The sequence below is a fragment of the Chloroflexota bacterium genome, from assembly GCA_014360825.1.
Taxonomy (GTDB): domain Bacteria; phylum Chloroflexota; class Anaerolineae; order UBA2200; family JACIWT01; genus JACIWT01.
Window position 1 is genome coordinate 112,973 of sequence record JACIWT010000005.1, and the last position, 12,690, is coordinate 125,662.

7 protein-coding genes are annotated in these 12,690 nt (G+C 59.4%); all 7 read left to right on the forward strand.

What is annotated here, in order from left to right:
* The first annotated feature begins 39 nt into the window (after positions 1-39).
* Positions 40-1,839: an elongation factor 4 gene (gene lepA, locus H5T64_05025; protein MBC7263705.1), complete on the forward strand. Its 1,800-nt coding sequence runs from the start codon at positions 40-42 to the stop codon at positions 1,837-1,839.
* Between the two features lie 136 nt (positions 1,840-1,975).
* A complete protein-coding gene (locus H5T64_05030; GenBank protein MBC7263706.1) occupies positions 1,976-2,956 on the forward strand; it encodes a flippase-like domain-containing protein in 981 nt (326 codons plus the stop codon).
* A 42-nt stretch (positions 2,957-2,998) separates the two neighbouring features.
* Positions 2,999-4,039 (forward strand): GDP-mannose 4,6-dehydratase, encoded by a 1,041-nt coding sequence (locus H5T64_05035; protein MBC7263707.1) that lies wholly within the window; start codon positions 2,999-3,001, stop codon positions 4,037-4,039.
* Positions 4,036-5,202: a glycosyltransferase family 4 protein gene (locus H5T64_05040; GenBank protein ID MBC7263708.1), complete on the forward strand. Its 1,167-nt coding sequence runs from the start codon at positions 4,036-4,038 to the stop codon at positions 5,200-5,202. The genes H5T64_05035 and H5T64_05040 overlap by 4 nt, the downstream gene beginning before the upstream one ends.
* Positions 5,195-5,995: a class I SAM-dependent methyltransferase gene (locus H5T64_05045; GenBank protein ID MBC7263709.1), complete on the forward strand. Its 801-nt coding sequence runs from the start codon at positions 5,195-5,197 to the stop codon at positions 5,993-5,995. The genes H5T64_05040 and H5T64_05045 overlap by 8 nt, the downstream gene beginning before the upstream one ends.
* 19 nt (positions 5,996-6,014) lie before the next feature.
* Complete coding sequence (locus H5T64_05050) at positions 6,015-8,045, forward strand: glycosyltransferase family 39 protein (GenBank protein ID MBC7263710.1); 2,031 nt, start codon at positions 6,015-6,017, stop codon at positions 8,043-8,045.
* A 34-nt stretch (positions 8,046-8,079) separates the two neighbouring features.
* On the forward strand, positions 8,080-12,681 hold the full coding sequence (locus H5T64_05055; GenBank protein MBC7263711.1) for a glycosyltransferase family 39 protein: 4,602 nt from the start codon (positions 8,080-8,082) through the stop codon (positions 12,679-12,681).
* Positions 12,682-12,690: the final 9 nt, after the last annotated feature.

Genomic DNA, 12,690 nt, shown 5'->3' on the forward strand with positions numbered 1-12,690 from the left:
CACCGGGGCCAGAACACTTGTGCCCCGGCGCGAGTGGAGATGGATCAAAGTCACATCCGCAATTTCTGCATCATCGCCCACATTGACCACGGCAAGAGCACCCTCAGCGACCGGCTGCTGGAATATACCGGCACCATCAGTCCGCGCGAGATGTCCGAGCAGGTGCTCGACCAGATGGACCTGGAGCGCGAGAAGGGCATCACCATCAAGGCCAAAGCCGTGCGCATGTTCTATCGCGCTCAGGACGGGCAGGAATACGAACTCAACCTGATTGACACGCCCGGCCACGTGGACTTCACCTACGAGGTCTCGCGGGCGTTGGCTGCCTGCGAGGGAGCCATCCTGGTGGTGGACGCCAGCCAGGGCATCGAGGCTCAGACCTTGGCCAACCTCTACATGGCCCTCGACCACGACCTGACCATCATCCCGGTGGTCAACAAGATAGACCTGCCCGCTGCCCGCCCCGACGAGGTGGCCCAGGAGATCGACAACCTGATCGGCATCCCTGCGGCGCAGGTCATTCGGGCCTCCGCTAAAGAGGGCATCGGCACGGTGGACGTGTTAGAAGCCATTGTCCGGCATATCCCTCCGCCCCGGGGCATGGTCCGCGAACCACTGCGTGCCCTGATCTTCGACTCCCACTATGATGCTTACAAGGGGGTGGTGGCCTACGTGCGTGTGGTGGACGGCGTCCTCAAGACCGGCGAGCCGCTGAAACTGATGTCCAACAACGTGCCGGTGGAGGCGGTGGAGATCGGTGTCTTCCGCCCCAAGATGACGCCGGTGGAGCAGTTGTCGGCCGGCGAGGTGGGCTACGTGGCCACCGGACTCAAGGACGTGCGCGAGGCCTCGGTGGGCGACACCATCACCAGCCTGAACCAGCCCGCCGCCCAGCCGCTGGAGGGCTATCGCCCGGCCAAGCCTATGGTCTTCGCCGGACTCTACCCCGTCGAGGGCGAGGACTACAATCTGTTGCGCGATGCCCTGGCCAAGTTGCGCCTGAACGACGCTGCCCTGGTCTATGAACCGGAGACCTCCCAGGCCCTCAAGTTCGGCTTCCGCTGTGGTTTCCTCGGCCTCCTGCACATGGAGATCGTGCAGGAACGGCTGGAGCGCGAATACGGCTTGAACCTCATCGCCACTGCTCCCAGCGTGGCCTACCGGGTGCGCAAGCGCGATGGCCAGATCATCGAGGTGGATAACCCTGCTGAGTTGCCACCAGAAGGGGAAATCGAGGAAATCGCCGAGCCCTGGATGCGCATCAGCATCTTCACCCCCGCCGAGTACATTGGACCCATCATGGAGTTGGTGACCAACCGGCGCGGCGAGTTCGACAAAATGGAGTACCTGGACGAAAAACGGGTGCTGCTCACCTATTTCATCCCTCTCTCCGAGATCATCGTGGACTTCTACGATCAGTTGAAATCGCGCACACGAGGTTATGCCTCCTTGGACTACGTCTTCGCCGAGTACCGCCCCGGTGATCTGGTCAAGATGGAGGTGCTGGTGAACGAGCAGCCCCTGGATGCGCTCTCGGTCATCGTGCACCGCGACCAGGCCTACGCCAAGGGCAGCGTGTTGGTGCGCAAACTCAAGGAGGTCATCCCCTCCCAACTCTTCGCTGTGCCCATCCAGGCGGCGGTGGGCAAGCGGGTGATCGCTCGGACCACGATCAAGGCCCTGCGCAAGGACGTGCTGGCGAAGTGCTACGGCGGGGATGTCACGCGCAAGAAGAAACTGTTGGAGAAGCAAAGGGCCGGCAAGAAGCGCCTCAAGAGATTTGGCAACGTGGAGATACCGCAGGAGGCGTTTATGGCGGTGTTGAGGTTGAGCGAATAGCGGGAGTTTGGACGTGTCCCCGCGCCGGTGATGCGGAGGGGCGCGGGGATTTATGTTGTATCAAAATCAGTAAGTCTTTGCCAATCAGTCTATCTGGCATTATAATAGAAGTCTAAAGGAAAGGAGCATCCTTGCAATGAAAAAAGCCCGGTTCTGGATCGGAATCGTCATCAGCGTCCTCTGCTTGTATCTGGCCACCCGGGGGATAGACTTCGCCACGGTACTCTCAGCCCTGCGGCAGGTGAATCTGTGGTGGCTCTTACCTGTGCCCCTCCTTCTGCTGGCGTCACTGGTGGCGCGTGCCTACCGCTGGCAAGTGCTCTTCTATCCCCTGCAGGGCTTGCATTTCGGTCGCCTCCTGAATGTGATCAATATTGGCTACTTGGTCAGCAATATCTTCCCCTTCCGGGCCGGGGACCTGGTACGATCCTACCTGATTGCCGAGTTGGAGAAAGTGAACGTGGGCCGCGCACTATCCACGGTAATCGTGGATCGGGTGATGGATACGCTGACCATAGTGGCCTTTCTAGCGGCACTCATCCCCTTCGTGCCGCTCTCTCCGGCACTGATGCAATCTGGCCGCGTGGTGAGCGTGGTCGCCATTGGGGTGATCTTAGTGCTGATGGTCCTCTCGTGGCAGAAGGAGCGGGCCATGGCACTGGTGAGCGCCGTATTGCGACGCACGCCGCTGAATAAACCGAGCATCTATGAATTTATCGCCTCTGGCCTCGATGGCCTGGCGGTCCTGAGGTCGCCGCGACAAGGCCCCGGCCTGATCGCCTCCTCCCTTCTGATCTGGGCACTGCTGGCACTCATGATGTATTGTGGCACACTTGCCTTTGGCCTATCAGTGCCTTTCGCTGCTGGGGTGGCGGTGATAGTTTTCACTTCGCTGGGGATGACCGTCCCCTCGTCGCCGGGCTACATCGGCGTCTTCGAGGCTCTGACGGTGGTCGCGTTAGGCCTGTTTGGCGTGGAGGAGGGAGTTGCATTGACCTACGCGCTGGTCATGCACGCCCTGAACTATGTATTGTTCGCCATCTTTGGCCTGTTCGGCGCATGGAAGGAGAGCATCTCCTACGAACAACTGCGGGAGAAAGTCGCCGAGGCAGGTTGAGGGCATGTTATCAGTGCAATTAGCGAAGGAGGCAATGCGCCAATGGGGGCGCGAAAGGTATTGATAACCGGCGGGGCCGGTTTTGTGGGTTGCAATCTTGCCGACACATTACTGCGCCGAGGAGATGAGGTGATCCTCTTCGACAACCTCTCGCGGAGGGGCGTGGAGCGAAATGTGGAATGGCTGCGCCAGCGCCATGGATGCGGTTTCCGCCTGATGCGCGCCGATGTGCGTGATGCCGAGGCATTGGCCCAGGCAGCGGCGGGCACGGACGTGATCTTTCACCTTGCCAGCCAAGTAGCCGTTACCACTTCGGTCGCCGACCCACGCACCGACTTTGAGATCAACGCCCTGGGGACGTTTAACGCCCTGGAGGCAGCCCGCGCGGCGAAGACCAACCCCATCTTCGTCTTCGCCTCGACGAACAAGGTGTATGGCAGCATGGAAGATGTGGCTGTGGTCGAACGCGACTCTCGCTACGAGTACCGCGATTACCCAGAGGGCATCGCCGAAGACCGGCCACTGGATTTCCACTCACCCTACGGCTGTTCGAAGGGCGCTGGCGATCAATACGTGCGCGATTATCATCGCATTTACGGCTTGCCCACCATCGTCTTTCGCATGAGTTGCATCTACGGCCCGCGCCAGTTTGGCACTGAAGACCAAGGCTGGGTGGCGCATTTCATCATCTCCGAAGTGATGGGCCGACCCATCACCATCTATGGCGATGGCAAACAAGTGCGCGACATCCTCTGGGTAGATGATCTGGTGGCCGCTTTCGTTTCTGCCGTGGAGCACATCGAAATTACTGCCGGGCAAGTCTATAATATTGGCGGCGGCCCAAAAAGGGCGATGTCTATCTGGGCGGAGTTTCACCGTATTCTGGCCTCGCTATTGGGTCGGCCAGTCGAGGCTGCAGCCTGGGGCGATTGGCGCCCTGGTGACCAGCCCGTCTACATTAGCGATACCCGCAAGGCAGCCCGTGATTTCGGCTGGCAACCCACCGTCTCAAAAGAAGAAGGGATCCAGCGCCTTCTGGAGTGGGTACAAGACAACCGGACATTGTTCGAGGAGCAGCCGTGAAGATCCTCTTTGTGCTCACCTATTATCGCCCCCACGTCAGCGGGCTCACCATCTACGTGCAGCGCCTGGCCGAGGCCCTCGCTGCCCGAGGACATCGCGTTACCGTATTGACTTCGCAGTACGATCGGGCTCTGCCTGCCGAGGAGAAAATGGATGGGGTGCGCATCGTCCGCGTGCCAGTCTGGTTCCGCATCAGCAAAGGCTGCATTATGCCACGCTTCCCCTTGTACGCCCACCGACTGATCGCCGAGCATGATGTGCTGAGCGTGCACCTCCCGCAGTTCGAGGCCAGCCTATTGGGCTTCCTGGGGCGCTTTGTCACTCGCCGGCCGGTCATCCTCACCTACCACTGTGATTTGCAACTGCCGCACGGCCTGTTCAACCGGTTCGTGGACAAAGTAGTTTTCGTGAGCAACTGGATCGCTGGCCAATTGGCCGACCGCATTGTGGCCTATACCCAGGACTATGCGGAACACTCACCTTACCTGTCGCAGTTCCTGGAGAAGGTGCGGGTGATCCCCCCTCCGGTACGGATGCCAGCGGTGGATCCGAAGGGTCGTGCGGCTCTGTGCCAGGCATACGATTTGAACGGACGGGTGGTGATTGGTTTCGCCGCCCGGGTGGCCGCCGAGAAGGGCGTCGAGTACCTTCTGAGTGCTCTCCCGCTCATCCGGGAGCGCATTCCCAACGCCTATTTGTTGTTGGCCGGGCCATATCAAGATGTGCTCGGTGAAAACGCCTATTTCCGCAAGTTGGAGCCCCTCATTCAGGCGAACCAAGGCTATCTGAAATTCCTGGGCGTGCTCGACCCGCAGGAGATGGCAAACTTCTTTTCTGCCATTGATGTACTGGTGGTTTCCAGCGTGAACTCCACGGAATCCTTTGGTCTGGTGCAAGTGGAGTCCATGCTTTGTGGGACGCCGGTGGTGGCGAGCAATTTGCCCGGCGTGCGCCAGCCAGTGTACATGACCGGCATGGGCCAGGTAGTGCCCATCCGCGATCCGGTCGCCATCGCCGATGCGGTGGTGGAGGTGGTCCAGCATCGGGAGAGGTACGTGCGCCCACGCCGGGAAATCGAGGCTATCTTCGACCTCGAAGTTACCCTACGGGAGTACGAGGAGCTCTTCGCTGCAGAGATGGAGAGGGTCAGCGGGCGTGCCTGAGAACCATCTGCGGCGGCTATTGCGAGGCATGCCGCCGTTTTTGGCGCTATTGCGAAGCATAGAGGCTCGGTTACTCGATGGCTGGCCGTGGGAGCGACCCATCCTGGACCTGGGGTGCGGTGACGGTTATTTCACTAGCACCGTCTTCGACCGGCCCGTGGAGATGGGTGTGGATCCCTCCTCGACAGCCCTTTCCGATGCCCGACGACGGGGGATACACCGACTCTTGGCACAAGCCAGCGGGACGGCGCTGCCCTGTGCCGATGGAGCCTTCGCCACGGTGTTGGCGAACTGCGTCATCGAGCACATTCCTGACGTGGATGGGACATTGACGGAGATCGCACGGGTGCTACGACCTGGGGGCACCTTTGTTACCACCGTGCCCACTGACCGCTTTACCGGTGCGCTTCTGGGCACCAGACTCTTCGGCGAGCGCTACGGGCGGTGGTGGAACCGCCGGTCAGTGCATTACCATTTGGATGCACCCCGGGTCTGGCGAGAGCGGCTTCATCGTGCGGGTTTGCGCGTCGTGCGCGAAGAGCGGTATTTCTCGCCGCAAACAGTAGTGGTCTTTGAGTTATTCCATTACTTGTCGGTGCACACTTTGTTGTTGAAACCGCTGATAAGGCGGAGGGTGCTCTGGCCAGATGGGCCAGGGGTCCGGCTTACCGAGCGCATCCTATACGCGCATTATTTGCGGGATGCTCCCCAGGACGGGGTGAATCTGCTGTTGGTTTGCCGGAAAGATGCGGAGGAGAGGACGACATTAGAGCGGCGGGAATCGACTTTCTGATGGTGGGAGGTGGCACACATTGACCACGCGGCGTGAGGCACGAAACGCACTGATGAGCATCTTAGCCCTGGGGTTCGCGTTGGTGGCTCAGGTTCGCTTGCAAAGCGAGTTCGTGGTAGATGGAGCCATTTTCTACCTCGCTGCTGTCTTCCTTTTCTTGTGGAGCACAGGCAGTGAACGCAAATCCCCAATCTATGCACCATCCGCCCAGCCATTCGCTTTAGAAGAACCTGCGCCTTTCGCCGATATAATCGGCACGCGGCGCATCGCAGCGATCGCCTGCGTTTTCGCGGCTTTATATGCCTTCGTCCATTCCGGCCACAATCAGTTCACGCGCAACGGCGTGCTGGCCTGGTGGTTGGCTTGCGGCCTATTCCTCTATGCCTTCTGGCAGCGCGAGGACGGCCGGTGGCGCGAACGCCTGACAGAATGGCGGGCGCGGCTGGGCGCCTCCGCTTGGCATATCACCATCCGGTGGCCCGTCGTAGCCCTCATCCTCATTATGTTGCTGGCGGTCTTCTTCCGCGTCTATCGCCTGGATGCCACCCCCGCAGAGATGACCAGTGACCACGCGGAGAAGTTGTTGGACGTGAACGATGTGCTGAACGGGATGAGGCCCATTTTCTTCCCCCGCAACACGGGCCGCGAAGCCATGCAGTTCTACTTAACGGCATTCCTCATCCGCGTGTGTGGCATTCCTTTTGGCTTTATGGCGCTCAAAGTCGGGACGGCTATCGTGGGCATCCTGGCGGTGCTGGTCACATTCTTTCTCGCGCGCCTGTTGTTCAACGAGAAAGTGGGCCTGCTGGCCAGCCTTTTCATGGCCACTTCCAAGTGGCACGTTTCTATGAGCCGCATCGGACTACGTCATCCCTTCGGCCCACTGTGGACGGCGCTGCCCATGCTCTTCGTTTTCCGCGCCATGCGATACAACCGACGCAACGATTTCCTCCTGGCCGGCTTCTTCCTCGGGGCGGGCTTGCACACTTACATCCCGATCCGTGTGGTCCCCCTCCTGATCGTGATCGTCTTAACGATCCACCTGCTCATTCACCGGCGGGTCTGGGCAGCGGGCATAGGCAAGTACGTACAGAATAGCATTCTCCTGGTCATAATGTGCGCCCTGGTTTTCCTACCGTTGGGCCGTTATATGTTGGAGGAGCCAAAGATGTTCTGGTCCCGGGTGCTCACGCGCTCGACGGATGCCGAGCGTGCGATTCCGGGGCAGGGGGGAAAGATATTTCTCGACAACGTGAAGAACGGCTTTCTGGCGTTCAATGTGAAGGGCGATGTGGTGTGGCTTGCTCAGGTGCCAGGCAAGCCCCTGTTGGAGGTAGTGGCGGGGGCGCTGTTTGTCCTCGGGCTGGCCTATCTCCTTTTCCGGCTGTTTCGTTTCGGTGAACCGATGGGCGGGTATTTGCTCGTCTGCTTATTTGTGATGTTGCTCCCATCTACTCTCAGCATTGCTTTCCCTGGCGAGAACCCCAGCGCAGTGCGTATGGGCGGGGCTATCCCCTTCGTCTTCGCCATCGTGGGAGTGCCTTTGGTGGTTGTAGTATGGCAAATCCGGCGCTTTCTGGTGTGGAGAGCGGGCCTGCTCGTGGGGGCAGCCATCATGCTTCTGTTGGGGATCTACTCGGCGCAGCGCGACTACAAGCAGTATTTCGTTGAGTATGACCAGCACTACCGCCAGTCTTCCTGGAACACCTCCGAGATCGGCGGGGTGATACGGGATTTCGTGAACTCGGTGGGCGATATGCAACACGCCTTCGTGAAATCGTGGCCACATTGGGTGGACAATCGCAACGTGGGCATCGTTGCCGGCAACGTTCACTTCGACACGCCAGCCAACGTGTTCATGGACATCCACGAAGCGGCAGTCTACATCGGTGATCCCAACAATATGCTCTATATTCTCCACCCTGATGATGCGGAGAGTCTGGCTTGGTTGGAGGAGAATTTCCCCAACGGTCAGGTGCGGCTTTACAGGTCCAAGACGCCGGGCAAAGACTTCGTCATCTACTTCGTGCCTGGCCAGCCAGTGCGGTGAGCGAGGCGCCGCCCACGAACGCTAAGGGTTTGCTATGGATACGCAGCGCGATGTTGGTATGACAATTTGCAGACAAAACCGCTGCTTGGTGAGGGTGCGGGCTTTTTTCACCGACCAGCACCTCGCACATTGGTTGCTCCTGCTTGCCATCCTCCTGGGAGCCTGGTTCCGTTTCACCGGAGTGAATTGGGATGAGAACCAGCACCTCCACCCCGACGAGCGGTTCCTGACTATGGTGGAGACGAGCATCAGTCTGCCCAAATCATTGGGCGAGTATTTCGATTCCGCGAACTCGCCACTCAATCCGTTCAATCGTGGCCACACCACCTTTGTCTACGGGACGTTTCCCGTCTTCCTGGTCCGCGTTATCGGCGAGATGGTGGGCCAAACCGGCTACGATGAGATCACCATTGTGGGCCGGCTCCTCTCCGGCCTCTTCGACCTGGCCACGGTGTACGTCATCTATCTGATCGGGCGGCGGCTGTACGGGTCGTGGGTAGGGGCAGTGGGGGCACTGCTGGCAGCGGCCACGGCCTTCAACATCCAACAATCCCACTTCTTCACTGTGGACACCTTTGCCACGACGTTGATAGCGGTCGCCCTTTACTATGCGGTCAGAATTTCGGAAGGCAGCGGTGTGGGTGATTTCATTGCCCTGGGGATCGCCTATGGGCTGGCGGTGGCCAGCAAGATCAACCTGGCCGTATTCGTGGCGATCATTGGCCTGGCCTGTGTGGTGCGGATATACCGCCAGTGGCAGAAAGGTCCGGAGCCATCGGTCCGACCACGCCCACTGCTGGAGTGGAAGCGCACCCTGGTCGGCTATGACATCTCCCTGCGCCTGGAAGCGCCGAATTCGCCCACCCGGACGACGGAAGAGAGAACGCTCATTTCTCTGGTTACCCCTGCGTTGTGGTGGGCTATCTTTGCCGGCATCATTGCCGTGCTGGTTTTCCGCGTTGCCCAGCCCTATGCCTTCCAGGGGCCTGGATTCTTCAACTTCAAGTTCTCCAAGATGTGGCTGGACAATATGTCCTACGTCAGCAAACTGGTGAGTGGCCAGATAGATTACCCGCCCAGCCACCAGTGGACGGGGCGCACGCCCTACCTCTACCCGCTGCAGAACATGCTCCTCTGGGGGTTGGGGTTGCCTCTTGGACTGGCGGCGTGGGCAGGGGTGGTCATCGCCGCCTGGCAAATCTATAAGGAGCGAAATTTGGCGCATTTGTTGCCCGTCTCATGGATCAGCCTATTTTTCCTGTACCAGGGCGGCCAGTTCGTGAAATCGCTGCGCTACTTGGTGCCCATTTACCCTTTTCTGGCGCTGATGGCCGGGTGGCTGGTGGTCTGGTGTTGGCAGCGGGCCTTGGCTTGGTACCGGAAGGGTGGCTGGCGGCGCTATTTGCCCATCGCTGCCTTAGCACTGGCTCTCGTGGTGGTGGGCGGGAGCATCCTCTGGGCCTACGCGGTCACGCGCATCTACACCCGCCCCGTTACGCGCATCGCCGCCTCGCGCTGGATATACGAGAACATTCCACCGGGGAGCCACATCGCCAATGAACACTGGGACGATGGCCTACCGCTACGAATAGACGGCAAGGATGGCTTCGGCGCGGGTTGGTATGTTGGTCACGAGATCCAGGGCTATGCGGAGGACGAGCCAGCCAAATTGGTCCAACTCGTGGACACGCTCGACGCTACCGACTATATCATGATCACCAGCACCCGACTGTATAAGTCCATCCCCCGTCTGCCCATGCGCTACCCGATGATGACCCGCTATTACGAAAAACTATTTGCCGGGGAACTGGGCTTCGAACTTATCAAGACCTTCACTTCTTACCCTAATCTTGGTCCCATTCAGTTCAACGACGATGAGGCAGAGGAGGTGTGGACGGTCTACGACCACCCCAAAGTGCTCATCTTCAAGAAGACGAGCGACTATTCCCACACGCGAGTGTACCAGATCCTCAGCGAGGGCATCCAGTGGGATGAGATCAAACGGCTGTGGCCCATCCAGGCGGGGTCGTGGAAAAACGGGTTAGTGTATGACGAACGTACTTGGGAAGTCCAGAAAACAGGTGGCACTTGGTCGAGCATTTTCAATCGCAATAGCCTCAGCAACAAGTGGCCTGTTCTCTTCTGGTTGCTTGCGGTCGAGGTCATCGGGCTATTGAGTCTCCCTCTGACTTACGCCTTTCTCCGCCACATGGCTGACCGGGGCTACATTTTCGCCAAGTCCCTGGGGATTCTGTCGCTCACTTGGGTCACCTGGATGCTGGTCAATTTCACGCCGCTGACCTACGAGCAGTGGACCATTCTCCTGGCTCTGTGCCTCCTCGCCGGTACGGGGGGCTATCTCCTCTGGCGACGAGGCGACGAGATCAGAGCGTGGCTACGTGTCAATCGGCGGACGTTGCTGATCGAAGAGGGGCTGTTCTTGCTCTTCTTCGTGGCTTTCTTGTTGGTCCGCTGGGGCAATCCGGACCTCTGGCATCCGGTGATGGGTGGCGAGAAGCCGATGGACTTCGCCTACCTGAATGCGGTCATCAAGAGCACGGAGTTCCCGCCCTACGACCCGTGGTATGCCGGCGGCTACCTGAACTACTATTATTTTGGCCAGATCATCACCGCAACGCTGGTCAAACTCACCGGCATCGTGCCCTGGGTATCTTACAATTTGGCGCTACCCCTCTACTTCGCGCTGCTGGCAATGGGCGCTTTCACCGTGGCCTATAATCTGGTGGCAAGCCAACGTGCGAGTGTAGATGACCAGCAAGATAGGACGGCGCTCTTTTGCGGGCTGGCGGGAGCGCTTTTCGTCGCCGTGCTGGGCAATCTCTCAGAAGCGGGCTTGATTGCCACGGGGTTCCAGAGTTTCAGCGCCATCGGCGAGGTGAAAAGTGCCATCCCTGGCCTGAGTGGTCTGATCCGAACACTCAATGGGCTCTGGCATTGGATTCGCCAGCCTCAGCCGTTTCCCTTCCGTCCCGAATGGCCCTACTGGAACGCCAGTCGGGTGATGCCCCACGGGGAGATCAACGAGTTCCCGTATTTCACCTTCTTGTATGCGGACCTCCACGCCCATTTGATGTCGTTGCCTTTCACGGTGATGGTGTTGGGCATGGCGGTCAATCTGGTTCGAGAAGTTCGTTTGGGGGCGGCCACTGCAAGGTCCGGCGTAGGGAGAACCATCGCTGGTTGGCGGGCCTGGCTGCAGGCTCTCACCCACCGCGTGGATTGGACAGAGGGGTTGGAATTGCTCGTCCTGGCCTTCGCTGTGGGGGCGCTGCGCTGTATCAACACCTGGGATTGGCCTACCTACCTGCTCGTCACCGCCCTCGCCTTGGGCATCCGCGAGTACGAACGGCGTGGCAGAGTGGATCTGGATGGTCTCGTCGCCTGGATCGTTCGCGCCGGTGTGGTGGCGGTCCTGAGCATTGCCCTGTACTATCCGTTCTGGCGATACTACGCTACTGGCTACACGGCCATCGAACTGTGGGAACACGAGCGCACTGCCCTGAGCGATTATCTGACTATCCACGGTCTGTTCTTGTTTGTCATCGGCAGTTTTGTCTTCTGGAGCGTTTTCGGACAAAGGCGCAGTGGTGGCAGCATACGTATGCTCCGGTTATCAGTGAGGTTCTGGGATCGAATCCCGCGCTTGTGGTCCCTCTATGACGTCTTGGTGGTGAGGGGGCGGGAGTGGCTGGTGCCCTCTGCCTTGGCCTACGGGGTGCTCGTATTGGCGCTGCTCCTGGCGATGAAGGCCGGGATGTGGTTGTACTTGGTGATCCTACCATTGGGCGCGCTTTTCGTTGCGCTTATCCTGCGCGCCCGAGCCGACCCTCGACAGCGTTTTATGTGGGTGTTGGGGGCGCTTGCTTTGGCTTTGACCGTGGCCGTGGAGTGGGTCGTGCTGCGCGGCGACATCGGGCGTATGAATACCGTGTTCAAGTTCTACCTGCAGGTGTGGGTCCTGTGGGGTATCGTAGCGGCGGCGGCACTGGACACGTTGGTCAAGGCTTCGTCGCGCTGGTCTCAAGAGGTGCGAACGGTCTGGTGGTGTATTTTCACGGTGCTTTTCATCTGCGCCGCACTTTATCCCTTGTATGCGACCCAGGCCAAGATCCGCGACCGCTTCGACCCACAGCTTGGGTCGGGGCTCGACGGCATGGCCTATATGACCACCTCTCGTTACTATGACGAAAACCGTGAATTGGAACTCAAGTGGGATTATGAGGCCATCCAGTGGATGCTGGACCATATCCAGGGCTCGCCCGTCATTCTGGAGGCGAACACGCCACTTTATCGTTGGGGCTCGCGGGTTTCCATCTATACCGGCCTGCCCGCCACTGTGGGTTGGGATTGGCACCAGGCCCAACAGCGCTCGGTGATGCCGCGCGAAGTGGTGGATCACCGCGTCGCCGAGGTGCGTGAGACATACACGAATCCCAATGTCCAGGAAACCATGCGCCTGCTACAGAAATACGACGTCAGTTACATCTATATGGGCGAACTGGAAGAGGCGTACTATGGCACAGCAGCCACCGACAAGTTCGAGTATATGCGCTCGATGGGGCTATTGGAACTGGTCTATCACAACGAGCGAGTGCGCATATATCGGGTGCTGTGAGGGAGTGAG